The sequence below is a fragment of the Limnohabitans sp. Jir72 genome (assembly GCF_003063575.1).
Classification (GTDB): domain Bacteria; phylum Pseudomonadota; class Gammaproteobacteria; order Burkholderiales; family Burkholderiaceae_C; genus Limnohabitans_A.
Window position 1 is genome coordinate 174,169 of sequence record NZ_NESC01000003.1, and the last position, 24,354, is coordinate 198,522.

The following is a 24,354-nucleotide window of genomic DNA, read 5'->3' on the forward strand; positions in this document are numbered from 1 at the left end:
GGCAAGGGCCACAAAGTCTCGCTAGACTGTCTGCATGAATCTCATCGACTCTATCCTCACCGACGCGGCCAGCATTGCGGCCATTCGCAAAGACATCCACGCCCACCCGGAGCTGTGCTTTCAAGAAGTGCGCACCGCCGACGTGGTCGCCCAGCAGCTGATCGACTGGGGCATCCCGGTTCACCGGGGCATGGGCACCACAGGCGTGGTCGGCATCGTGCGCGGACGTGACGGTGGCGCTTGCGGCTTGGGCATTGGCCTGCGCGCCGATATGGATGCGCTGCCCATGCAGGAGTTCAACACCTTTGCCCACGCCAGCAAACACCAAGGCAAGATGCACGCCTGCGGTCACGACGGCCACACCGCCATGCTGCTGGCCGCGGCCAAGCACTTTGCCAAGCACCGTGACTTTGACGGCACCGTGTATTTGATCTTCCAGCCCGCCGAAGAAGGCGGCGGCGGCGCCCGCGAAATGATCAAGGACGGCTTGTTCGACAAGTTCCCGATGCAGGCCGTGTTTGGCATGCACAACTGGCCGGGCGCGCCCGTGGGCACCTTTGCCGTGAGCGCTGGCCCGGTGATGGCGTCGAGCAACGAGTTCAAGATCACCATCCGCGGCAAGGGCAGCCACGCCGCGCTGCCGCACAACGGCATCGACCCGGTGCCGATCGCTTGCCAGATGGTGCAGGGCTTTCAGACCATCATCACCCGCAACAAAAAGCCCGTGGACGCAGGCGTGATCTCGGTCACCATGATCCATGCAGGCGAAGCCACCAACGTGGTGCCCGACTCGTGCGAACTGCAAGGCACGGTGCGCACCTTCAGCATCGAGGTGCTCGATTTGATCGAGACCCGCATGAAGCAGGTGGCAGAGTCGATTTGCGCCGCCTTTGAGGCGGAATGCGAATTCGAATTTGAGCGCAATTACCCGCCCACCATCAACAGCGCCACAGAAGCCAACTTTGCACGCCAAGTCATGACCGGCATCGTGGGGGCTGAGCATGTGGTGAACCAAGAGCCCACGATGGGGGCGGAAGATTTCTCTTACATGCTGCAGGCCAAACCCGGGGCCTATGTGTTCATCAGCAACGGTGACGGTGCCCACCGCGAGATGGGCCACGGCGGCGGTCCCTGCACCCTTCACAACCCCAGTTACGACTTCAACGATGACCTGATTCCTCTGGGCGGCACCTATTGGGTAGCGTTGGCCACACAGTGGTTGGCCCAAGCCGCACACAGCAAGCCATGAACCATCCGTCTCGCATTCTGGTTTTGGGTGGCACAGGTTTTGTCGGTCGGCAAGTGTGCGAACAACTGGCCCGTCTGGGTTGGCGCGTCACCGTGCCCACACGCCGCGCAGTGAATGCCGCCGCCATCCAGAACTTGCCAGGCCTGACCGTGGTCGAGGCCTCGGCGCACAGCGCCAGCGACCTGGCACGCCTGATGCCCGGTCACGATGCGGTGGTCAATCTGGTGGCGGTGCTGCACGGTGACGAGGAACGCTTTGAACAGGTCCATGTGCACTTGCCAGCCCTCGTGGCGCAGGCCATGCACCATACGGGCGTGAAGCGCTTGGTGCACATCAGTGCTTTGGGTGCCGATGTGCAAGGGCCTTCGATGTACCAGCGCAGCAAAGCCCAAGGCGAAACCGTTTTGCGCAACGCTTTGTTGGACCTGACCATCTTGCGTCCCAGCGTGATTTTTGGTGCCGAGGACAAATTCCTGAACCTGTTTGCCGACCTGCAAACCGTGTTCCCTTTCATGCCTTTGGCAGGGTCGGGCACGCGCTTCCAACCGGTTTGGGTTGGGGATGTGTCCCGAGCGGTGGTCACTTGCCTGCAAGACAGCCGCACCATCGGTCAAACCTATGAACTGGCAGGACCCGAGGTGATGAGCTTGGGCGAGCTGGTGCACAAATCCGGTCAATGGGCCGGCGTGCGTGGCGGCCACGGGCGGCCCGTGTTGCCTTTGCCCCACTGGGTGGGCTGGCTGCAGGCCGCGTGCATGGAACTGGCCCCGGGCGAGCCCTTGATGAGCCGCGACAACCTGGCCTCGATGAAGGTGGACAACGTGGCCTCAGGCCAATGGCCTGGCTTGAAAGACTTGGGCATCCAAGCCAGCAGTGCCGCCGGTGTGGCACCAGGCTATTTGGGCCACCGCGGCCCACGCTCCAGGCTCAACACCTGGCGTGCCCGCTCAGGTCGGTAGCTAGACAGAGGTACGCTTGGCTGCGCGCTGGCGCCTTCTTTGCCAGGCACGCTGAAGCCGCCAAGCCAGCAGTGCGCCCAAAATCACCGCGTACACCAGCACCTCGTTGAAATTGCTTTTGGCGGCCCGCATCCACCAAAAATGCAGCACGGCCAGCAGGGCCACGGCGTAGACCACACGGTGCAAAGCTTGCCAACGAGCCCCCCCAAGCCAACGCACGGCCCGGTTGAACGATGTGGCCGCCATCACACTCAACAGCAACCAAGCGCTCGCCCCCAGCCAGATGAATGGCCGTTTGAGCACATCCAGCACGATTTCCCTCACATCCAGCCCCATGTCAAACAGGACGTAACAGGCCAAGTGCAAGCAGGCATACAGGTAAGTCAACAAGCCCAGCATGCGCCGATAACGGGCCAGTTCGGGCCAGCCCAGTTGGGCCCGCAGCGGGGTGATGGCCAAGCCCAGGCACAGGCCCCGCAAAGTCCAGTCGCCCGTGGCGCGGATCAGGTATTCGGCAGGATTGGCGCCCAGGCCGTCCTGCACCGTCAGCACGACCAGCCCCAGCAAGGGCCACAAGCCCACGCACAAGACCCACCACCACGCGGCGCGCGTGAGCAGGAACCGGCGCCCTCGGCTCAGCATCAAAAGAATTTCTTCAAATCCATGCCCGCGTACAACTGACCCACCTGCGCTTCATAGCCATTGAAAATGAGCGTTTTGCGCTTTTTGGCCAGCAGACCGTCTTCGCCAATGCGCCGCTCGGTGGCCTGGCTCCAGCGCGGGTGGTCCACTGTCGGGTTGACATTGGAATAAAAACCGTATTCCTGCTGGGCGGCACGGGTCCAGGAGGAGACGGGTTGTTTGTCCACAAAGCGGATTTTGACCAGGCTCTTGGCGCTTTTGAAGCCGTATTTCCAAGGCACCACCAGACGCACGGGCGCACCGTTTTGTTTGGGCATCACTTCGCCATACATGCCAAAGGCCAACAAGCTCAAGGGGTGCATGGCTTCGTCCATGCGCAAGCCTTCTACGTAGGGCCATTCGAGCGATCCCGAACGCACGCCCGGCATGGTTTTCTCATCGGCCTGCGTGATGAACTCGACATACTTGGCACCGGCTTGGGGCTCCACCCGGCGGATCAAATCGGCCAGCGAATACCCCACCCACGGAATGACCATGGACCAGCCTTCCACACAGCGCAAGCGGTAGATGCGCTCTTCCATGGCGCTCCACTTGAGCAGGTCTTCGAGGTGGTAACGGCCCGGTTTTTTGACCAAGCCTTCGATCTCGACACTCCAAGGGTCGGTTTTCAGGGTGTGTGCACGTCGGGCCGGGTCGGCCTTGTCGGTGCCAAATTCATAAAAGTTGTTGTAGCCCGTGGCGTCCTTGTAGGCCGTGGGTTTGTCCATCACGACCGCACCGGCAGCCGTCGAGGTCACCACGTTCATGGCCGGCAGTGCACCCGGGCGCGCCGTTTGCGCAAAGGCTTCTCGTCCTACCCAGTCCGACAGGCCCAAGCCTGCAGCACCGAGCGCCATGCCTCGTACGATGCTTCTGCGAGAAAGGTATGCGCCCTGAGGCGTGATTTCACTGGCAACCGCATGGACAAACCCATCGTTGTTGGAACGTATGATCATGTGAACTTTCCTTGAACAATTCAAGATCATTGCATTGTGCCGATTTCCCTTGGCCATTGCAGTCACTGCCCGAAAGCACCGCCTTGTTGATACATCCTGCCCACGAATTACTGGCACTGATCGTGATTGCCCTGCACGTCGTGTTGCCCTTGGGCACTTGGGCGATGCTGTCCGGATACCGGGATCCCCATGCCAAGCTTTGGTTGTCAGGTCTGGCCTGCTACAGCCTAGGCTTTTCGCTGTCTGCGCTCAACACCCTTGCCCACAACGACATCCAGACCATATTGCTGTCCATTTTTTATCTGACGGGCATCTTGTTGATGCTGGAGGCCCTGGCCAGAGACCTGGACCCCTCACGCCAACTCACCCTCAAAGTCTTGTGGGTAACCGTGTGTATGGGTGGTGCTTATTTCACTGTAATCATCCTCCATGGTTTTTACCCGACCTGGGGTTTGATGAGCTTGTCCACCCTGTTCGTGTTCTTTTCGACTACAGGCATCCTTCTGAGCGCGCAACTGATTCAACGGCATCGCAGCCGCAGTCTCTACTTGATCGTCACGGCCTTGGTGCTCTTGATGTCTGGTCACCTGCTGCGATTGGGCATGCTGTTGTCTGGCAGGCGAGCAGAGAGCTTTCAAGTCGCCGCCTTCACCTGGAACAGCAACTACCTGGTGCTCAGTACCGTGCTGACCATGATCTTGATTTCATTCGGTTACTGGGGCTATTTGCTGGACAAGATGCGTCACAAGACCAGTGAGATGCAAGCCAAGCAATGGGCCGCTGAGATGCTGGCTGAAGAATCCCAACTGTTGATCAAGGAGCGTGACCAACTGCTGATGGTCAATGCACGCGTCTCGGCCATCAGCAGCCTTTCTTCTTTTTCAGCCATGCTGGTGCACGACATCAGCCAACCCTTGCAAGCTTTGGAGTTTGGTTTGTACAACTTACAACACCAAATCAAATCCGACCTGTGCGCCGACCATTTGCGCGAGCGCATCCATGAATTGCAAGTGATGTCTGGCAAAGCAGGCGAAATGGTGAGCCATTTGCGCCAATTGATGGTTCAGGGACAAGACCATGTCTCGCCCATCAGTCCGCACAAGGCCATGCAAACGATCTTGCCCATCCTTCAAGGGGAAGCGGCTCAACGCAAAATTTCCCTGACCTATCGCAACCACTTGGACGAACAAAGTCAGGTCATGGCCAACACAGTGATGCTGCAGCGCATCATTTTCAACGCAGTTGGCAACGCACTGGACGTACTCAACAACAAGCAATCAACCATCGCGCCTGAAATCAAGCTGGCAGTTTTCTCAGGCAACAAAGGCGGTAAAAGATGGACCATCTTGCAAATCGCAGACAACGGCCCAAGATTCAGCACCGAGGTGCTGTCGCACCTGAATACCCCCATCCAGACGAGCAAACCCCATGGCATGGGTTTGGGCTTGTTGCTGCTCCAGAGCATGGTCCGCCTGTGGGACGGTCATGCCGTTATCGGAAACACGCCAGCAGATCAACCACCTGGTGCCAGGATTGAACTCTGGCTCACCCCCGCATAACCATGAAAAACAATTTAGAATCTACTTTTTGTAGTTTTTATTAATTTAACCCGTGCATCAGCGAGCCACTATTGAAGTCGTAGACGACAACCCGGACATCCGGAGAATGTTGTCCCTGGTACTCAAAAGCCATGGCTTTGAAGTACGCACGCACGATTGCGCTGAAAATTTCTTGACAGCTGAGAACCTCCAATCTCCAAGCATTTTGATCCTTGACGTGCGCATGCCTGGCATGAGTGGTCTTGAGTTGCACGCTCAGTTGGAGGCGAAGAACCAGAAATTTCCGGTGATTTTCATGAGCGGTGAATGCCAAGCCCACGAAACCACAGCGGCCCAAGCCTCTGACCCCATTGCCTTTTTGTGGAAACCGTTCAATACACAACAACTGCTCGATGCCATCCAAAAGGGCCAACGGCAGCTGCAAGCGACCCTCTGACACCAGGCGGTGCTCCATGAGAAAAGGCCCTTGACGGGCCTTTTCTCATGGAGCCAACAGCTCACAAAGGGTCAAAGCGTGCCGTAGCTGTGCAAGCCGCTCAGGAACATGTTCACCCCCAAGAAGGCGAAGGTGGTCACCGCCAAACCCGTCAAAGCCCACCAAGCGGCCACCGTGCCACGCAGGCCCTTCATGAGGCGCATGTGCAGCCAGGCGGCGTAATTCAACCAAACAATCAGGGCCCAGGTTTCTTTGGGGTCCCAGCTCCAGTAGCCGCCCCAGGCTTCAGCCGCCCACAAGGCGCCCAGCACGGTGGCAATCGTGAAGAAGGCAAAGCCAACTGCGATGGACTTGTACATCACGTCGTCGAGCACCTCAAGCGCCGGCAGGCGCTCGGCAATGCGGCGACGGCCCAGCAAAATCCCTGCGGTAATGCACACCGAAACAGCGGCATAACCCAGCCAATAGCTGCCCCCCGCATCGGCCGCCACACGCACACGAAAGGCAATGGGCACAAAACACAGCGCCACGCCCAGCAACCAAATCGGGGTCAGTTTGTACCAGCGCGTTTCACCCGCTTGTTGCTTGATCAGGTAGGCAAAAGCCACCATCGCGGCCAGTGCAAAGGTGCCGTAGCCGATGAAGTTGGCCGGTACATGCAGCTTCATCCACCAGCTCTTGAGGGCGGGCACCAGCGGCTGGATGGCATGCGCCTCACGCACCAGCGTGTACCACAGCAAAAAGCCCACGGCCGCGCTGACCACCAGCATCACAAACGCGCCCAAAGCGCGGGTTTGGTAATGCTGCTCGTAGTACAGGTAAAAACCTGTGGTCATCCAGCAAAACATGACGAAGACTTCGTACAGATTGCTCACCGGAATGTGGCCGATGTCCGGGCCCAGCAGATAGCTTTCGTACCAGCGCACCATGGTGCCGATCAGCGCCAGCGCCATACCCACCCAGGCCATGCGCGAGCCCAAGGCCTCTAGGGTTTGCCCTTGGCCTTGAATGAACATGCCCGCCCAGTAAAAAACGGTGCTGATGAAAAACACCATGCTCATCCACAGAATCGCCGACTGGCTGGACAAGAAATACTTGAGCCAAAAGACCTGCTCGGCCCGGCCCAGATCGCCCTGGTAGGAATAGATGGCCAGCAAAGACAAGGCGGCAACCGCCAGCATCAAGGTGCGGGTCGATCGCCAGAACCAGGCCAGCGCTACAGCGGCAGGCACACTGGCCACCAAGATGCCTTGCTCGTACACATCCATCGCTTGGCTGTAGCGCGAGAAAGCCCATGCCATGCCCATCAGGGCCAACAGGGCAAAACCCCAATCGGCCAGGCTTCGGCGAGAAAAATAGCCCGGATTCAAAGTCACAGTGGAAGTCATTGGGTACTCTCGGGACGGCCCAGCAAACGGGCTGCCAATTGGTCAAATTCGCGGTCAAGGTCCATGGTCTGACGGTTAGACGACAAGGCCAAACTGACCTGCGCCCCATCGCCGTGCGCAGACAGCCAAACCCACAGGCGACGCTCGCGCACATAGAGCATCGCAAAAACACCCAGGATCAGGAAAAAACAGCCCAGATAAACCACGTTTTTGCCGGGGGCTCTGGCCACCTGAAAAACACTGGCCTGCACTTGCTTGAAATCCTTGAGCATGAAGGTCATGGGGGCCGGGTAAAACGGCGCATCGCTGAGCGCCAGCACCGACTGCGCCATGAAGCCCTGAATCTTGTCGGCGGGCAAGGGCTTGACCTTGGCCTGCTCGCGGGCAACCGTGTCCAATTCGAGCAAGGCGCCATTCAAGATGCGCACAAACATCTCACCCGCGCGAGCGCGCTCGGACTCGGGCACGTTGGTCTCTAAAAAGTCCGACAGCGCCTGCAAACCCGCGACCTGTTGGCCTTTGACTTTTTCAAGGCCCGCAAACAAACCCAATGCGCGTGCCGCCGAATCGGCCAATTGCCGACTCAAATCCGGCCGTTTGGGATCTACCACTTTGAAGGCGTAGCGTTGCACCGCACGTTCACGCAAGGCCGCATCGGCCAAGGCACCACGCAAACGGATGAAGCCGGTCAACTCGCCGTGCTCGTCAGCCGGTGGGCGCAAATAGCGGTAAGGCTCACCCGGGTTCTCGCGCATGCCCAGCAAGAACACCGGCACGCCATCGCCCGCATCCACCGGCACCATGTAGTTGTTGTATTCACGCGCCTGGCCGGCCGCATCGCGCAGCTTGTAGCTCACGCTGGGGCCCACGTTGCGCAGCTCTTTGGTTTCGCTCGTTTTGTGGCCAGCGCCCATGCGCTGGTCAATGGCGCTGCGCAAGTCCACCTTGCGCACGTCCACGCCTTGCGCCGCGCTGCCAGCCATGTTCTCGACGTTGATGACGCGCAAACCGGTGAACTCCAGGCGCATTTTGTCTTTGCCGTTGCTCAGCTCGCTGCTGCTGCCAATGACGCCTTCCACCTCGAAAGGCACAGTAGCGGCCGACATGGGCACAGCTTGCAGCTTGACGGTGGAGCCGCCATCGTCAAAGCTGGACTGGTAAATCTCGATGCCTTTGTAGCTGGCCGGGTGGTTCACCTCGACTCGGGCATCTTGCTTGGCACCGGTGGCCTTGTCGTGGATCACGATGTCGCTGGCAAACAGCTTGGGCATGCCGGTCGAGTAGTACTCGACGATGAACTTTTTTAACTCAATCGAAAAAGGCAACTCTTGCAGCAAAATGCCATCGGACGGGTTCAGGATGGCGGTGCTGGCGGCGGTGTTCTCTGCCACCATCACGTTGCCACGGAAGGCCAAGTTGCGTTCGGACAAGCGGTGCTGCGCGGGCACATCGGCGATCAAGCCGCCGCCGTTGTACACCGCCTTGCCGCCGAACCACATCTGGGCGCGGACCATCAAATCACCATCGAGCAAGCCCCCCACGCACACCAGCACGATGGCCGAGTGCGCCGCAATGTAGCCCAGCTTGTTGGCTGCGCCGGTCTTGGCCGCGATCATCCAGCCTTGGCCCTGGGCCGATTCACGCGATTGCAATCTCACCTTCCAGCCACCGGTGGCCAGCAACTGGCCCAGGCGATGGGCTGCGGCTTTTGGGGTTTCATTCAAAACGCCTTCGGCTTTGTGGTGGAAGGCCTTGAGGCTCTGCTCGCGGATGTTTTCCTTGTAGGACTTCAGGTCCGCCAAGATCTTGGGGGTGTTGCGGGTAATGCACAAACTGGTGCTGGTGACCAGGAAAGCCAAGATCAACAAAAACCACCAAGCGCTGTAGACCGAATGCAGCTTGAGCGTGGCGAACACCTCGGCCCAAAAAGGTCCGAACTGGTTGATGTAATTGCCAGAAGGCTCGTTTTGTTTGAGCACCGTGCCGATGACCGATGCGATACAAATGATGGTCAACAGCGAAATCGCAAAACGCATCGACGACAGCAACTCCATCACAGCTTGCCAGCGAGGGGAGCCGCGTTCGGATTCTGTGCTGGATGAATCGAGGGTCATGGTGCAAAAGTCTTGGCAGCGTCCGCAAACGCCACAGAAAGAAGAAAAGGGCCAGAAACGACAAAGGCCGGAAAGCCGGCCTTGTCAGTTCAAGTTCACAGCTGGGTGTCCGATTGTGACCGAGCCTCAGGTGTGCAGCCCGAAGGCCCCATCACCACCGGGGACAAGCCCCGATGCTCAAGCGTTCAGCGCAGACCGGCCATGTAGTCGGACACGGCCTTGATTTCGCGGTCGTTCATCTTGGCCGCCACCTGGGTCATCTGAACGCTGTTCTTGCGGACGCCATCGCGGAAAGCGACCAACTGGGCAGTGGTGTAGTCAGCGTGCTGACCCGACACGCGGGGGTATTGGGCAGGCATGCCTGCGCCGTTGGGCGAGTGGCAGCTGGCGCAAGCAGCGATCTGACGGTCGGCAATGCCACCGCGGTAAATGCGCTCGCCCAAGGCCACCGTGTCTTTGTCTTTGGCAAAACCTGGCTTGGCTTGCTTGGAAGCGAGCCAATAAGCAATGTTGCGCATGTCGTCGTCACTCAAAGCAGCCGCCATGCCGCTCATCACAGCGTTGGCGCGTTTGCCGGATTTGAATTCGCTCAATTGCTTGATCAGGTATTCGGGGTGTTGCTGAGAGAGTTTGGGGTTGACTGGGGTGGTCGAATTGCCGTCGGCGGCGTGGCAAGCTGCGCACATCGCAAAAGCGGCTTCGCCTTTGGCCAGATCAGGTTTGGCCGCTGCAGGCGCAGCAGCGGGATTGGCCAGAGCAGAACCCGCCACCAAAGCAGACAAGGTGGCAGACATCAGGAAAGAGACAATTGACTTCATGGGGCGTCGTCCAATGGGTGGGAAGAATGGGCGCAAAACCCAAGGATTCTACAATGAGGTCTGCGTCAGTTTCCTGACGACCCAAGGTTCCCCCATTTATGAGCTCCAGTCCCCGCGCCCCGACCCCCAACCCTAAAGTCACGCCGACGATCCCTGCCGCCGTGACCCCTCTGGGCTGGATGCACACTGCCCGTTTTTTGACCACTGCCGCGCAACTGCACCATTTGCCTGCGCTGGAGACCCCAGAAATCGCTTTTGTGGGCCGCTCCAACGCGGGTAAGTCCACCTGCATCAACACCTTGACGCAGCAAAAACAGCTGGCCTTTGCCTCCAAAAAACCCGGCCGCACCCAACACATCAACCTGTTTGCCTTGGGCAAGCAAGGCATCACCGATGCCGTATTGGCGGATCTGCCCGGCTACGGCTACGCGGCAGTGGCCAAGATGGACAAGCTGCGCTGGCAACAGGTCATGGCCAATTACCTGGTCAGCCGCGAAAACCTGATGGGCATCGTCATGATGTGCGACCCGCGCCATGGCCTGACCGAGCTGGACGACATCCTGCTGGAAGTCATCCGCCCACGGGTGGAGCAAGGTCTGAAGTTCCTGATCATCCTCACCAAGGCCGACAAACTCACCCGTGCCGAGCAGGCCAAAGCCCTGTCGATCGCGCGACTGCAAGCGGGCGGCGGTGAGGTCAAACTCTTTTCTGCCTTGAAAAAACAAGGCGTGGACGATGTGGCCCAGCTGCTGTGGGATTGGACGCACCCGAAAGACGGTGCACCTGCCCCGGCACAAGCACCCGCCGAGCCCCCCGAAGACGAACCCGAAGCGCTGGACGAGTGATCTGAGCCGGATCACAGCGGATCGCTTCACGGCATGGAGTGATCCTCTTTTGAATCCCAGCATCCAAACCTGGCAGCAAGCGCTGCCCCACGGCATCACCCTCAGCTGCAGAGCTTGTGGCGACAAAGGCCGCCCTGTGTTGATGTTCCTGCACGGATTCCCGGAAGCTGCGTTTGTGTGGGACGAGCTGCTTGAACACTTTTCGCGACCCGAGAACGGCGGCTACCGCTGCGTGGCGCCCAATCTGCGCGGCTACGAACACTCCAGTGCACCCACCGATGTGAAAGACTACCGCGCCAAATTTCTGGTGCAGGACATCGCAGCCTTGATCGAGGTCGAATGCGGCCCCCACCAGCCCTTGGCAGCCTTGGTGGCCCATGACTGGGGCGGTGCCGTGGCCTGGAGCGTGGCCAACACGCACCACGAGCGCCTGTGCCAGTTGGTGATCATCAACTCGCCACACCCTGGCCCATTCGTGCACGCCATGCGCAACAACCCCGCCCAACAAGCGGCCAGCGCTTACATGAACTTTCTGATCCAGCCTGATGCAGCGAGTCAACTTTCAGCCAACGGATTCAGGAAGTTGTTCGGTTTTCTCAGAGGCAACGATCACGAGCTCAGTGGCATGCACAGTCTCACGGCACGGGCCGCCCCATGGCTCACACCCGAACTGGAAAATCGCTACCGCGAAGTCTGGGGGCAAGGCCTGCAGGGCGGACTCAACTACTACCGGGCATCGCCATTGCGTCCGCCCAGTCCAAAGGACCCGGGCGCTGCAGCCATTGCACTGCCACCCGAAATGCTGCACATTGCCGTGCCCACATTGGTGCTGTGGGCACAAGACGACATCGCTTTGCTGCCTTGCCTGACAGAAGGGCTGGACCAACACATCCCTGATTTGAAACTGATCCCCTTACCGGGAGCAACGCATTGGGTGGTGCATGAACAAAATGAACGCGTGATCTCAGAGATTTCGGCCTTCCTCAAGCCTGCTGTTCAGTAAACGCTCGGGTCACCCTCGGGTCGCGTTTTGAAACGCTTGTGCACCCAATAATATTGGGCAGGCATGGTCAGGATGCATTGACCCAGCCATTCGTTCATAAAACGCGTGTCGGCCTCGATGTCACTGCTGGGAAAGTTGCTCCAAGGCTCGCCCACTTCGATGTCATAGCCCTGCGGCGTCAAGCGTGTCACCACGGGCACCACTTTGGCACCCACCATTTTGGCCATCCGCGAAAGCGATGGAACGGTGGCGGCCTGCACACCCATGAAAGGTACAAAAATCGACTCTTCACGCCCCAAATCCATGTCGGGTGACAAGTGCAAGCGCTCGCCACGCTTGAGACCCACGATGATTTTGCGAATGCCTTCATGCCGAAAGTAAGGCTTGGCATGCCCCCAGCGTTCCCGCCCCTGACGCACCCACGCTTCCAACTGGGGGTCGGATTGGGTCACATAAATGAAAGCCACAGGCTGCTTTGCCTGTAGCGCAACGGCAGCGCCCCCGGCATCCAGCCCCACAAAGTGCGGCGCAAACAGCACCAAGGGTTGCGTTTCACCGAGGATGTGCGTTGCACCCCGCCAACGCAAACGTGAGCGGACCACTGCCTCAGGGGCATGCCACAGCCAAGCACGGTCCAGCAAGGACTGTCCCACCCATAAAAAATGTTGCCGAGCCAGACTCTGACGTTCAGCATCGTCCACATCCGGCATGCACAGCCGCAAATTGGTCAACACAATGTGCCGGCGCGATCGGGCAAAGCACCAAAGCACCCACCCCAAAACCCAACCCAGCGCACGAATCCAAGACAAAGGCCAAGAGGCCATCCAGCGCATGCACGCAATGAGCAAAGAAATCATGAGTCCTGACGAGGGGTTTTGTATCGGGCATAACCCCAAAGGTACTGCTCGGGGCACACCAACACCAGACGCTCCATGGCCTGGTTGATTTGCACCACCGCCACATTCAGATCAGGCGATAAATCGTGCCCAAGCGCTTGGGTATGCAAGCGAAACCCTCGGCCAAAACTCAAGCGCTCACCCCAAATCAAAACCACACGGGCACCAGTTTGCAAAGCCAAGCGAGCGCCCAAAGTCATGGTGTAGGCAGGCTTGCCAAAATAGGGTGCCCACTGGCCCATGCCCTCTGGCGGCACCTGATCTGGCAACAAGCCCACAGCGTGGCCTGCGCGCAAAGCCTTGATCATCTGCCGCACCCCCGCCAAGGTGGTGGGCACGGCTTCAAGACCCGGACGGTTGCGTGCCAGCGCCATGACTTCACCCAAACCGGCATGGCGAGCCGGGCGGTAAAGCACCGTCAAAGGACCGTGCTCTGCACCAAAACGCAAAGCCAAAGCCTGAGCCGTGATTTCAAAGCAGCCCATGTGAGGGGTCAAAAATAAAACGCCCTTGCCTGAACCATACGCATCAATTGCAGCCTGGTCTTCGGCCCATTGCACAGGCGCAGGCCTGCCCAACCACAAACGGGGCAACTCGGCAGACATGCACCCCGCATGCCCCACAGCCCCCAAGACAGCCCACCAGCGCAAACCCGCTTGGCGGGCATTGGCCAAAAAGCGGCGTCGGTAAGCAGGCGACAAAGTCCAGGCCAACCATCCCCCCAGCCAGCCCAAGGCATGCAGGGCCCAAAAAGGCCAAGCCGAAAAGAAACGAAACCATCTCAACATAGGGGGTGATTTTGCCTTGAACTGAGCGGGGTCCAAGCTTCACGTCCTTCATCCAGTCGCCCAGCATGGGATCTACCTGTTTTAGACACCGGGCTACCGGTTCCGCACCCACACAAACGCATCATCAATTCATATCATCAAAACAGCTCAATGCTGTCAAAGACAGCATTTCCACCCACGCACCCAGGAACCTGTATGAAAAACGACAAACTGTCCCCCACCTATTTCAGCACCAGCGAAGTCGCCAAATACCTGGGGCTGTCCGTGGGGACCGTCCAGCGCATGGTCGAGACCGGCGCACTCCAGGCTTTTGTCACCCAGGGGGGGCATCGGCGCATTTTGTCGGCATCGCTCCAGCAGTTTTGCCAGTCGCAAGGGTTTGCCAGCCCCCCAACGCAAACAGCCTCGGCCATGATTTGTATCTTGCATGCCAGCGACAAAATCACGAGCACGCTCACGCAACTGAGCCAGTGGTCTGAGGTGAAGGTGATCACCCAGCCACTGGACTTGATGGGCATCCGGCGTCCAATCAGCGCCTTGTTCATCGATGCCCGCATCGCCTGGGTCCATGAATCGCCCATGCATCTGCAAGAGACGACAGCCCGCGATGCGCACATCGTCGTTTACAACAGCAGCGCAATGCCACCGGGCAGCGACTTGCAAAACGCCCCTCATGTATCGCGAGTGCCCAGCGACATCAGCCCCGATTTGGTGTTTGGCTATTTGCTGGGCACCACGGAACACCACACGCACCAGACTCAGGAACACAAGATGCACCCGGCACCATCGCTGTCCATGGCCGCACAGCCGAGCCAGATTCAGAGTCCCGCCAAACAGCGCGCCTCTTGAAATGCGCTCAAAAGGCCTTATCATTAGCACTCGATGGGGCTGAGTGCTAACACCTCCCCTCAAAGTTAACGAGCACCAACATGTGGTGCTCTTTTTCAGCAACCCTTGTTTCAAATCCAGGAGATTCCATGAAACTGCGTCCTTTGGGCGATCGCGTGATCGTCAAGCGTATCGAAAGCGAAACCAAAACTGCTTCGGGCATCGTGATCCCCGATTCCGCAGCTGAAAAGCCTGATCAAGGTGAAGTCCTGGCCGTCGGCCCAGGCAAGACCAACGACAAAGGCGAGACCAAAGCCCTGAGCGTCAAAGTCGGCGACCGCGTGTTGTTCGGCAAGTACAGCGGCCAGACCGTCAAGGTCGCTGGCGACGAGCTGTTGGTCATGAAAGAAGAAGACCTGTTCGCAGTGGTCGAGTGATTTGCGGGACAGACCGAACGACGCGCGAAGCGCCCGGTCGCTCTGTCCTCAACTGATTAATCTGAATTTAGGAGCTTAAAAATGGCAGCAAAAGACGTAATTTTCGGCGGCGAAGCCCGCGCACGCATGGTTGAAGGTGTGAACATTTTGGCCAACGCGGTCAAAGTGACTCTGGGCCCTAAGGGTCGCAACGTGGTTCTGGAGCGCTCGTTCGGCGCCCCTACCGTGACCAAAGACGGCGTGTCTGTGGCCAAGGAAATTGAACTCAAAGACAAGCTGCAAAACATGGGCGCGCAGATGGTCAAGGAAGTCGCTTCCAAGACGTCTGACAACGCTGGCGACGGCACGACGACTGCCACCGTGTTGGCTCAAGCCATCGTGCGCGAAGGCATGAAGTACGTGGCCGCTGGCATGAACCCCATGGACCTGAAGCGCGGCATCGACAAAGCTGTTGCAGCTTTGATCGACGAGTTGAAGAAAGCCACCAAGGCCACCACAACGACCAAAGAAATCGCCCAAGTCGGTTCGATCTCTGCCAACAGCGACCACAGCATCGGTGACATCATCGCCAAAGCCATGGACAAAGTGGGCAAAGAAGGCGTGATCACTGTCGAAGACGGCAAGTCTTTGGACAACGAACTCGACATCGTTGAAGGCATGCAATTCGACCGCGGCTACCTGTCGCCTTACTTCATCAACAACCCCGAAAAGCAAGCCGCTTTGCTGGACAACCCCTTCGTGTTGTTGTTTGACAAGAAGATCAGCAACATCCGCGATCTGCTGCCCACACTGGAAGCCGTTGCCAAAGCTGGCCGTCCATTGCTCATCATTGCTGAAGAAGTCGAAGGCGAAGCCTTGGCAACTTTGGTGGTCAACACCATCCGTGGCATCTTGAAGGTTGTGGCTGTCAAGGCTCCAGGCTTCGGCGATCGTCGCAAAGCCATGTTGGAAGACATCGCCATCTTGACCGGCGGCAAAGTGATCGCTGAAGAAGTCGGCCTGACCCTCGAAAAAGTGACTTTGGCCGATCTGGGCCAAGCCAAGCGCATCGAAGTGGGCAAAGAAAACACCATCATCATCGACGGCGCTGGTGCTGCTGGCGACATCGAAGCCCGCGTCAAACAAGTCCGCGTGCAAATCGAAGAAGCCACTTCTGACTACGACCGCGAGAAGCTGCAAGAGCGCGTGGCCAAGTTGGCTGGCGGTGTGGCCGTGATCAAGGTGGGCGCTGCCACCGAAGTCGAAATGAAAGAAAAGAAAGCCCGCGTGGAAGACGCCCTGCACGCGACACGCGCTGCTGTGGAAGAAGGCATCGTGGCTGGTGGCGGCGTGGCATTGCTGCGTGCACGTCAAACCGCTGGCGCCATCAAAGGCGACAACGCTGACCAGGACGCCGGTATCAAACTGGTGTTGAAAGCCATCGAAGCCCCATTGCGCGAAATCGTTTACAACGCTGGCGGCGAGCCATCGGTGGTGGTGAACGCTGTGTTGGCCGGTTCGGGCAACTACGGCTTCAACGCTGCGAACGACACCTACGGTGACATGATCGAAATGGGCATCTTGGACCCCACCAAAGTGACACGCACTGCTTTGCAAAACGCAGCGTCCGTGGCCTCTTTGATGTTGACCACCGAGTGCATGATTTCCGAAGCACCAAAAGAAGAGTCCGGCGCTGGCGGCATGCCTGACATGGGCGGCATGGGTGGTATGGGCGGCATGGGCATGTAATGGCCCCGTCTGTCACCCCGGTCATAACCGGAGGTCCATGACCCTCAAAGCCCCACAAGGTTCACCCCTTGCGGGGCTTTTTTCTTTGTCCGTACACGCCAATGGCTTGGAGATTTCATGACCGCTTCTTTCCAAAAAAACCACGCCACGATGCTGCTCAAGTATTCGGGCATCAGCTTCATTTCGGGCGCCGTGAACCATGGCTTTTTCAGCGGCACACGTTCGCTGTGGACGGCTGCCCTGGGCACCGTGCTGTTTGTGCTGGGGGCTTGGCTGGAGCACCGCCAAAGTGAGCAACGCTCGCAAGGGCTGGGGCAGGCGCTGGTTTGGGGCGCTTTGCTCTCGGTGGGCCTGGGCTTTTTCACCGGCGGTTTGCAGCACTTTCCCGATTCACCCGCACGCAGCGCCTGGGTGGTGCCGCTGGGCTTTGCCCTGTCGGTGCTGGCCTTGGCTTTGAGTTCGCCAAGCCTTTGGCGACGCAGCGCCAGCATGTATGTTCTGACCGGTGCGCTGCTGGTCAGCGCTGGCAGCTGGGGTGCCTACCAATGGTTGCTGAGCCATCCAGACTTTGCGGCCACCGACCACAGCCATGGCGAAGCATCGCCAGCCGAACACGATGCCGGTCCCCTAGCCCAGGTGGTCAGCCGCAGCATCGCGGTCCAGATGGACGATCAGATGCATTTCACGCCATCGGCCATTGACGTGCAAACGGGCGAAACCATCCGCTTTGTCGTGCGCAACACAGGACGCACAACGCATGAGATGGTGCTGGGCAGCGAGACCGATATCCAAGCCCATGCCGAGGCCATGAAACAGGCCAGCGCCGCAGGCCATGAAGCGCCGCACAGCCACGGCACGGGTGCGGCCATCACCGTGGCCGCAGGCCAAACAGGGGAGTTGGTGGTGAATTTCGCGCAGACCTCCACTTTCCAGCTGGCCTGCCTGATTCCAGGTCACTACGAAGCGGGCATGAGAGGCACGGTGAACGTCAGCCCAGCGGCCGCCTCGACCACGCCATCGCCCTCGAAACCCGCCTCATCACACGATCACAGCGGTCACCAGCACTGACGAAAGCCCCGCGACAGCAGGGCCCACCCACCTCAGGCTTCGACAATGTCGAAGCTGGTGGTGATCTCGGCGGTCTTGCCCAGCATGATGCTGGCCGAGCAGTATTTGTCGTGGCTCATGGCTATGGCCCGCTCCACGGCCAGCGCGGGAACGCCTTTGGCCGTCACGGTGAAATGCATGTTGATTTTGGTGAACACCTTGGGGTCCACTTCAGCGCGTTCGCTGGTCAGTTTGACGCTGCAGCCACGCACATCGTGGCGACCGCGCTTCAAAATCAGCACCACGTCATAAGCCGTGCAACCACCCGTGCCTGCCAACAGGGTTTCCATGGGGCGTGGTGCCAGGTTCTGACCGCCGTTTTCGGGTTTGGCCGCATCCGGGGCACCGTCCATGGCGATCATGTGGCCTGAGCCCGTTTCCGCCAAAAAACCCATGCCCGAACGGGTGCCGGCCGCGCCGGTCCAGGTGACTGTGCATTCCATGATCTTGTCCTTGTGTTGCCTTGCGCACTTGAGCCGCTCAAGCTGGCGCTTGGCAGCGATCGTAAACGGATTTACGGGCGTCGCTTTACCGGAATTTTGCAAAATGACACACTTGACTTGCTGCAGTGCAACAGAAACACCGCTACAATTTCGAACATGCGTGCTTTTTTGCTCGCACCATTTGTCTCCTCCACCCTCTGAAAAGGTGGATTTGCCCCGAACCGCAAGGCTCGGGGCATTTTTTTTGCCCGTTATCATCAAAGACAACTCCTCCAGAAAGCACCAACCCATTGGGTTGCAGACGATACGCCATGTCCAAACACCTCAAACCTGCCGATTACCTGAAAAAAATCCTCAATGCCAAGGTTTATGACGTGGCCACCGAGTCGGCGTTCGAGAACGCCAAAAACCTCTCGCGCCGTCTACACAACAAAGTACTGCTCAAGCGCGAAGACCAGCAGCCCGTCTTCAGCTTCAAGCTGCGCGGTGCGTACAACAAAATGGCGCACCTGACGCCCGAGCAACTCAAAAAAGGCGTGATCTGCGCCTCGGCCGGCAACCATGCCCAGGGCGTAGCGCTCAGTGCCAGCAAACTGGGCACGCGCGCCGTGATCGTGATGCCCACCACCACCCCGCAAATGAAGATCGACGCGGTCAAAGGCTTGGGCGGTGAAGTGGTGTTGTTTGGCGAGAGCTATTCGGACGCTTACAACCATTCGGTCTTGCTGGAGAAAAAACAGGGCCTGACCTTCGTGCACCCCTTTGACGACCCGGACGTGATTGCCGGCCAAGGGACGATTGCCATGGAAATGCTGCGCCAGCACCAAGGCCCGCTCGATGCCGTGTTTGTGGCCATCGGCGGTGGGGGCCTGATCTCGGGCGTCGCCAATTACATCAAGGCGGTGCGCCCCGAAGTCAAAGTCATCGGTGTGCAGATGAACGACTCGGACGCGATGATCCAGTCGGTCAACGCCAAAAAACGCGTGACATTGCCCGATGTAGGCCTGTTTTCGGATGGCACGGCCGTCAAGCTGGTAGGCGAAGAGACCTTCCGCGTTTCGCGCGCTTTGGTGGACGACTACATGACAGTGGATACCGATGCGGTCTGCGCGGCCATCAAGGACATTTTTGTGGACACCCGCTCGATCGTAGAACCCGCAGGCGCTCTAGCGGTAGCCGCGATCAAGCAATACGTGGCCTTGCACAAGACCAAAGGCGAGACCTATGCGGCCATCCTGTGCGGTGCCAACATGAACTTTGACCGACTGCGTTTCGTGGCCGAACGCGCCGATGTGGGCGAAGAAAAAGAAGCCCTGTTTGCAGTGACCATTCCCGAAGAGCGCGGCAGCTTCAAGCGCTTTTTGGAGCTGATCGGCAGCCTGCCCGGCGGCCCGCGCAATGTGACCGAGTTCAACTACCGCATGAGCGATGCCAACAAGGCCCATGTGTTTTTAGGCCTGAGCACGCAAGGCAAAGGTGAGAGCGCCAAGATCACAAACAACTTCAACAAGCAAAATTTTGCCGCGATCGACCTGAGCCACGACGAGCTCGCCAAGGAGCACATCCGCCACATGGTGGGCGGCCATTCGGCCTTGTCGCAAGACGAGCGCCTGCTGCGCTTTGTGTTCCCCGAACGTCCCGGTGCCTTGCTCAAGTTTTTGAGCCTGATGCGCCCGGGCTGGAACATCAGCCTGTTCCATTACCGCAATCAGGGCGCCGACTACGGCCGCATCCTGGTCGGCCTGCAAGTGCCACCCAAGGACGACAAGGCATTTGCCAAGTTTCTGGACACACTGGGCTATCCCTTCGCGGAAGAGACGAACAATCCGGTGTATCGGATGTTCTTGCGTGCTTGAGGCTGAACCGAAAAAGCCAAGGCCACTGTTGTTTTTGGGCTGACTCCCGAGCCCGCATGTGCGCTCAGCGTGGGCATTGAGTCTTCGGGTCACGCCATGGCGAGCGACTGCCTCGCCATCAAGGCGCTTTGTCAGCTCCAGGCAATTGAAGCGTCCAGCCATTGGCTGGGCCTCCGCCCAGCGTGGCCTGGCGTGAACCGAGGCTTTGCAGCACCACGCCGTCGTCAACCGTTTGGCCCACACGGTAGGGCTTCGGGGCTTGTCCATCGATGGCAATCAAAGCACTGCCTTGACCACTGGACGATGCAATGAGACCGAGCAGTTTGAAACGACTCTGGTCAGAGGTCTTTGAATTTTCTGATGCAGTCACACCCAATATGCGCTGAATGTCTGGCGCATGAACACCCCTTTCAACGATGGATTGCGCCACGTTCACATTCACCGTAGCCTCATGGGTGGGCCATTTCAAGACCCAATATACCGCACCTGCACCCGCCAGCATCCAAATGAGCAGAACACTGAGGCCTCTGCCCATCACAGGCCATGACAGATGATTTTTTTTGAGCAACTTCATTTTCGATTCTTAGATTCGGATGGTGGATTCAATTAGGAGGTGCAACAAAGATGACCCCGGTCATGGATGGCCAAGCAAGCGAAGGCATCGTGGCCACTTAAGCCGGCAAGTGCAAGTTTCAAGATATACAAGCACTTGCACCGAGAAGAACGATACCAAACTCACAAGCTCTTTTGCAGTGGTCAGCACGGCAGCAACGAAAATTTCAACGGGCTGCTGCGCCAGCACACAAGCAAGTAACGGCACATAGAAACTGTCACCGATGAGGCGTTGGCCATGATCCCAAACAGGTTGAAACACCGACCCAGATAGCGGCAGGGACTCAAGACACCGTGCGATGTGTTTCACGCTTGGGCAAACCGTCTTGAGCTTGGTTATTGAATTCGCCAATTGCGCGCAAGCACAATTCGTGGGTTATTCGAACACACCATCCGTCCAACAGTCCTGCGTCTTCCCTCAATGCCTTGGGCGAAATCCGTTTTGTGCTGTCGAATTCATGCTGGCAGGGGTGCACGGGCGTCATGATTCCGTGCTTGTCAAGGATGCCCTGAACGCTTTGGCGCGACTCGCCATGTTAAATTCAGCGCAAGAATGGATGTACCCATCATCCTCCCATTTTTTCGATAACGGCAGTTCTCTATGACACTACGTAAGCCAGCATCCAAACTGCATCAAAATCGCCGCCAACGCGGCTTCACCCTGATCGAACTCATGGTCGTGCTGGCCATCATTGGCGTGCTGGCTGCGCTCATCGTGCCCAATGTGCTCAGTCGCGCAGACGATGCACGCATCACGGCCGCCCGCACCGATGTGGGCAATCTGATGCAGGCGCTCAAGCTCTACAAGCTGGACAACCAGCGTTATCCCACTGGCGAACAAGGCCTCAAGGCCCTGAGTGCCAAGCCCACCACCGAGCCCGTGCCCGGCAATTGGAAGCCTTACTTAGACAAACTGCCCAATGACCCCTGGGGCCGTGCTTACCAATACATGACCCCCGGCATCAAGGGCGAAGTGGATGTGATGTCGTTTGGCGCTGACGGACAGCCCGGCGGCGAAGGCAACAATGCCGACATCGGCAGCTGGCAATAAGCCCCGACGCCTGGCACAAGCGCATTCGGGCGGCTTCACCTTGCTGGAGTTGCTGGTCGTGGTGGCCCTGATCGCCATCGCCACAGCCGGTGTCAGCCTGAGCCTGCGTGACAGCGCAGACAGCGCCCTGGACCGCGACGCCGACCGCCTGGCCGCCTTGCTCGAAACCGCCCGTGCCCAGGCCCGCGCCAGCGGCTTGCCCGTGGTCTGGCGGGCAGAAGGATCGGGCTTTGTGTTTGAAGGCCTGCCCGCACCCGGCTTGCCCAAGCGGTGGCTTTCAGACACCACCCGCGCTCAGACCGAGCAGCCCATTGTGCTGGGCCCTGAACCCTTGATCGCACCCCAAGCCATTGCCTTGAACACCCCCGCTGCCACGCGCACCCTGTGGGTCGTCACCGATGGCCTGCGGCCCTTCAAGGTGCAAAGCACTCGCACAGGACTGGCGCCATGAGTGGTGTATCAGGCAAGCAGCGGGCGGCGGGGCACACTGGCTTCACCTTGATCGAGGTGCTGGTGGCGCTGAGCATTGTGGCGGTGGCTTTGCTGGCGGGTCTCAAGGCCACCGGCTCGCTGAGCCAGAACGCCGAGCGCCAAGGCGTGAGCATGCTGGGCCAAATTTGCGCCGAGAACGAATTGATCCGCCTGCGCCTGCTGCGCCAATTGCCCGATACCGGTAACGCCCAGATTGAATGCCCGCAGGTGGGCCGCTTGTTGGTGGTGGACCTGTCGGTGCGACCCACGCCCAATCCCAATTTCAGGCGGGTCGATGCACGCGTGCTGGACCATGGGCAATATGTGCTGCAGCTGTCCACCGTGATGGGGCGTAATTGATGACACGGTTTGTATTGGGTAGGCATCAAGCTGTGCGTCGTGCTCGCCAGGGCTTCACGCTGATTGAGGTGCTGGTGGCCATCAGCATCATGGCCTTGATGTCGCTGATGGCCTGGCGTGGCCTGGACGGGATGCTGCGCACGCAAAACAGCTTGCAAAAGCGCTCGGACGAGATACGCACCTTGCAAGCAGGTTTGGCGCAATGGCAAACCGATTTGGACCAGCTGGCGGAGTTGGGCGGCACGCCCAGCTGGGACTGGGACGGCAAGGTGCTGCGGATCACGCGCCGTGCAGCTTTGAACGCCGAGGTGCAGGTGGTCGCCTGGACCTGGCGAGACAATCCAGGGCGCCCCGATGGCGGCGACTGGCTGCGCTGGCAATCGGTGCCCTTGCACCTGCGCGGCGACTGGCAAAACGCATGGAATTTGGCCAAGGAATGGAGCCAGACGCCCACGCCTGCTTCGCAGGCAGGCGAGGTCAACATTCACCCCTTGAGCGGCTGGCAGCTGTTTGTGCACCGCGGCGGCAGCTGGACCAACCCGCTGTCCAGCGATGCGGTCACGCCCGGTTCATCCACCAGCTCATCCGGCAGCACCGCAGCCATGCCCCCACCGACCACCGGCAGCGCAGCCAGCAGCACGCCGCCCGACGGCGTGCGCCTGATCCTGACGCTGCCACCCGGCCCGTCTGGCGCCGGCGTCTTGACCCTGGACTGGATACGCCCGACCTTGTCAGGAGGCCAGCCATGAGCGCAGCACGTCAGCCATTCGCCAAGTCACCATGCGGCATGAAACGCAGCCCAGAACGCGGCGCGGCCTTGCTGACCGCCATGCTGATCGTGGCCCTGGTCGCCACACTGGCCAGCGCTGCTCTGTGGCAGCAGTGGCGCCAGGTCGAGATCGAGTCGGCCGAGCGTGGGCGCAGTCAGTCGGCCTGGATGATGACTGGCGCCTTGGATTGGACGCGCTTGATCTTGCGCGAAGACGGTTTGTCCAGCGGCGGTGTAGACCACTTGGGTGAGCCCTGGGCCTTGCCGGTGCAGGAATCCAAATTGTCCAATTTCCTGTCGCAAGACCAAAAGTGGCAAGAAGGCGATGCCGAAGTTTTTTTATCGGGCCAGATCACCGATGCACAGTCACGCCTGAATGTGCGCAACCTGATCGAGGACGGCCAGGTGTCCAAGGCCCAGCTGGCGAGTTTTGCGCGCTTGTTTGAGCGCCTGAACTTACCGCCGCAGGAGTTGCAAACGCTGTCGCGCCAATTGCAGGCGGCGCTGCAAAACACGCCCACAACATCAGCCACATCCTCTGCCACAGCGGGCAATACCGCCCAAACACCCCTCTTACCTCAGCAAACGGCCCAGCTGGTCTGGCTGGGCCTGAGCCCATCCACGGCGCAAGCCCTAGAAGGCTTTGTCAGCGTGCTGCCCGAAGCCACGCCGGTGAACCTGAACACGGCCAGCGCCGAGGTGTTGATGGCCAGCTTACCCGGACTGGATTTGGCTGCCGCACGCCAGTGGGTGGCGCAGCGCGACAAGGCACCCTGGCCATCGCTGGACGCCGTACGCCAGACCGTAGGGGCGGCAGGCACAGGGGTCAACGAGCAACAACACAGCGTGGGCAGCCGTTATTTCGAGGTGCGCGGGCGCATGCGCATCGACAGCGTGGTGCAGCAAGACCTCGCCTTGGTTCGGCGCGAAGCCAACCAAGTACGCATGCTCTGGCGCGTGCGCAGTCCCCAGCTCACGCTGGCCCCGCCTCTACAATGAA

The 24,354-nt window shown here is 59.2% G+C and carries 25 protein-coding genes; 16 read left to right on the top strand and 9 right to left on the bottom strand.

The annotated features are described in order from the left end of the window. The first annotated feature begins 34 nt into the window (after positions 1-34). Together B9Z52_RS05625 and B9Z52_RS05630 are read left to right on the top strand one after the other, a co-directional pair. Entirely contained in the window at positions 35-1,249 is a 1,215-nt protein-coding gene (locus tag B9Z52_RS05625) for a M20 aminoacylase family protein (protein ID WP_108412860.1), read from the top strand. Next, a complete protein-coding gene (locus tag B9Z52_RS05630) occupies positions 1,246-2,208 on the top strand; it encodes a complex I NDUFA9 subunit family protein (protein WP_108412861.1) in 963 nt (320 codons plus the stop codon). Before B9Z52_RS05625 ends, B9Z52_RS05630 begins: the two co-directional genes overlap by 4 nt. Here the strand turns inward: B9Z52_RS05630 and B9Z52_RS05635 are convergent, their stop codons facing one another. Continuing rightward, positions 2,209-2,850, bottom strand: coding sequence for a sulfite oxidase heme-binding subunit YedZ (locus B9Z52_RS05635; RefSeq protein WP_108412862.1), 642 nt, complete (start codon positions 2,848-2,850; stop codon positions 2,209-2,211). Further along, positions 2,850-3,845, bottom strand: a complete 996-nt coding sequence (gene msrP, locus B9Z52_RS05640; protein ID WP_108412863.1) for a protein-methionine-sulfoxide reductase catalytic subunit MsrP — start codon at positions 3,843-3,845, stop codon at positions 2,850-2,852. The genes B9Z52_RS05635 and msrP overlap by 1 nt, the downstream gene beginning before the upstream one ends. A gap of 83 nt (positions 3,846-3,928) precedes the next feature. Here msrP and B9Z52_RS05645 point away from each other — a divergent pair, with 83 nt between their 5' ends. Both B9Z52_RS05645 and B9Z52_RS18270 read left to right on the top strand, forming a co-directional pair. Further along, on the top strand, positions 3,929-5,404 hold the full coding sequence (locus B9Z52_RS05645) for an ATP-binding protein (RefSeq protein ID WP_146182791.1): 1,476 nt from the start codon (positions 3,929-3,931) through the stop codon (positions 5,402-5,404). Between the two features lie 106 nt (positions 5,405-5,510). Continuing rightward, a complete protein-coding gene (locus B9Z52_RS18270) occupies positions 5,511-5,840 on the top strand; it encodes a response regulator transcription factor (protein ID WP_108412865.1) in 330 nt (109 codons plus the stop codon). Between the two features lie 71 nt (positions 5,841-5,911). Here B9Z52_RS18270 and ccsB read toward each other — a convergent pair whose 3' ends face one another. The 3 genes from ccsB to B9Z52_RS05665 form a co-directional block, all read right to left on the bottom strand. Then, positions 5,912-7,228 carry a c-type cytochrome biogenesis protein CcsB gene (gene ccsB / locus B9Z52_RS05655; protein ID WP_108412866.1) on the bottom strand — a complete coding sequence of 439 codons (1,317 nt, stop codon included), beginning with the start codon at positions 7,226-7,228 and terminating at the stop codon, positions 5,912-5,914. Further along, positions 7,225-9,342 carry a cytochrome c biogenesis protein ResB gene (locus B9Z52_RS05660; protein WP_108412867.1) on the bottom strand — a complete coding sequence of 706 codons (2,118 nt, stop codon included), beginning with the start codon at positions 9,340-9,342 and terminating at the stop codon, positions 7,225-7,227. Before B9Z52_RS05660 ends, ccsB begins: the two co-directional genes overlap by 4 nt. A gap of 185 nt (positions 9,343-9,527) precedes the next feature. After that, a complete protein-coding gene (locus B9Z52_RS05665) occupies positions 9,528-10,160 on the bottom strand; it encodes a cytochrome c (protein ID WP_108412868.1) in 633 nt (210 codons plus the stop codon). 98 nt (positions 10,161-10,258) lie between these two features. Between B9Z52_RS05665 and yihA the strand changes: the two genes are divergently transcribed. Continuing rightward, positions 10,259-11,005, top strand: a complete 747-nt coding sequence (gene yihA, locus B9Z52_RS05670; protein ID WP_369907854.1) for a ribosome biogenesis GTP-binding protein YihA/YsxC — start codon at positions 10,259-10,261, stop codon at positions 11,003-11,005. Between the two features lie 49 nt (positions 11,006-11,054). Next, positions 11,055-12,008 (top strand): alpha/beta fold hydrolase, encoded by a 954-nt coding sequence (locus B9Z52_RS05675; RefSeq protein ID WP_233251828.1) that lies wholly within the window; start codon positions 11,055-11,057, stop codon positions 12,006-12,008. Here B9Z52_RS05675 and B9Z52_RS05680 read toward each other — a convergent pair. Next, complete coding sequence (locus B9Z52_RS05680; protein WP_108412870.1) at positions 12,002-12,865, bottom strand: lipid A biosynthesis acyltransferase; 864 nt, start codon at positions 12,863-12,865, stop codon at positions 12,002-12,004. The genes B9Z52_RS05675 and B9Z52_RS05680 overlap by 7 nt on opposite strands. Continuing rightward, positions 12,862-13,692 carry a lysophospholipid acyltransferase family protein gene (locus B9Z52_RS05685; protein ID WP_108412871.1) on the bottom strand — a complete coding sequence of 277 codons (831 nt, stop codon included), beginning with the start codon at positions 13,690-13,692 and terminating at the stop codon, positions 12,862-12,864. The genes B9Z52_RS05680 and B9Z52_RS05685 overlap by 4 nt, the downstream gene beginning before the upstream one ends. Before the next feature lie 195 nt (positions 13,693-13,887). Here B9Z52_RS05685 and B9Z52_RS05690 point away from each other — a divergent pair, with 195 nt between their 5' ends. The 4 genes from B9Z52_RS05690 (at position 13,888) to B9Z52_RS05705 (ending at position 17,753) form a co-directional block, all read left to right on the top strand. Continuing rightward, entirely contained in the window at positions 13,888-14,541 is a 654-nt protein-coding gene (locus B9Z52_RS05690; protein ID WP_108412872.1) for a helix-turn-helix domain-containing protein, read from the top strand. 128 nt (positions 14,542-14,669) lie between these two features. After that, positions 14,670-14,957, top strand: a complete 288-nt coding sequence (groES, locus tag B9Z52_RS05695; protein ID WP_089953461.1) for a co-chaperone GroES — start codon at positions 14,670-14,672, stop codon at positions 14,955-14,957. An 81-nt stretch (positions 14,958-15,038) separates the two neighbouring features. After that, a complete protein-coding gene (groL, locus tag B9Z52_RS05700) occupies positions 15,039-16,685 on the top strand; it encodes a chaperonin GroEL (RefSeq protein ID WP_108412873.1) in 1,647 nt (548 codons plus the stop codon). Between the two features lie 117 nt (positions 16,686-16,802). Further along, a complete protein-coding gene (locus B9Z52_RS05705; protein WP_108412874.1) occupies positions 16,803-17,753 on the top strand; it encodes a plastocyanin/azurin family copper-binding protein in 951 nt (316 codons plus the stop codon). A 32-nt stretch (positions 17,754-17,785) separates the two neighbouring features. Here B9Z52_RS05705 and B9Z52_RS05710 read toward each other — a convergent pair whose 3' ends face one another. Continuing rightward, positions 17,786-18,235 carry an OsmC family protein gene (locus tag B9Z52_RS05710; protein ID WP_108412875.1) on the bottom strand — a complete coding sequence of 150 codons (450 nt, stop codon included), beginning with the start codon at positions 18,233-18,235 and terminating at the stop codon, positions 17,786-17,788. A gap of 311 nt (positions 18,236-18,546) precedes the next feature. Here B9Z52_RS05710 and ilvA point away from each other — a divergent pair, with 311 nt between their 5' ends. Next, positions 18,547-20,091, top strand: coding sequence for a threonine ammonia-lyase, biosynthetic (gene ilvA, locus B9Z52_RS05715; protein ID WP_108412876.1), 1,545 nt, complete (start codon positions 18,547-18,549; stop codon positions 20,089-20,091). Positions 20,092-20,209: 118 nt separating this feature from the next. Here the strand turns inward: ilvA and B9Z52_RS05720 are convergent, their stop codons facing one another. After that, positions 20,210-20,665, bottom strand: coding sequence for a general secretion pathway protein C (locus tag B9Z52_RS05720; RefSeq protein ID WP_108412877.1), 456 nt, complete (start codon positions 20,663-20,665; stop codon positions 20,210-20,212). Between the two features lie 639 nt (positions 20,666-21,304). Here B9Z52_RS05720 and gspG point away from each other — a divergent pair. From gspG to gspK, 5 genes are read left to right on the top strand one after another with little or no spacing between them, the layout of a single operon-like run. Continuing rightward, complete coding sequence (gspG, locus tag B9Z52_RS05725; RefSeq protein WP_108412878.1) at positions 21,305-21,754, top strand: type II secretion system major pseudopilin GspG; 450 nt, start codon at positions 21,305-21,307, stop codon at positions 21,752-21,754. Continuing rightward, positions 21,729-22,205: a prepilin-type N-terminal cleavage/methylation domain-containing protein gene (locus tag B9Z52_RS05730; RefSeq protein WP_108412879.1), complete on the top strand. Its 477-nt coding sequence runs from the start codon at positions 21,729-21,731 to the stop codon at positions 22,203-22,205. The genes gspG and B9Z52_RS05730 overlap by 26 nt, the downstream gene beginning before the upstream one ends. Beyond that, a complete protein-coding gene (gspI, locus tag B9Z52_RS05735; RefSeq protein ID WP_108412880.1) occupies positions 22,202-22,585 on the top strand; it encodes a type II secretion system minor pseudopilin GspI in 384 nt (127 codons plus the stop codon). Before B9Z52_RS05730 ends, gspI begins: the two co-directional genes overlap by 4 nt. 32 nt (positions 22,586-22,617) lie before the next feature. Next, entirely contained in the window at positions 22,618-23,334 is a 717-nt protein-coding gene (locus tag B9Z52_RS05740; RefSeq protein WP_233251829.1) for a type II secretion system protein J, read from the top strand. Further along, positions 23,331-24,353 (top strand): type II secretion system minor pseudopilin GspK, encoded by a 1,023-nt coding sequence (gspK, locus tag B9Z52_RS05745; protein WP_233251830.1) that lies wholly within the window; start codon positions 23,331-23,333, stop codon positions 24,351-24,353. The genes B9Z52_RS05740 and gspK overlap by 4 nt, the downstream gene beginning before the upstream one ends. Position 24,354: the final 1 nt, after the last annotated feature.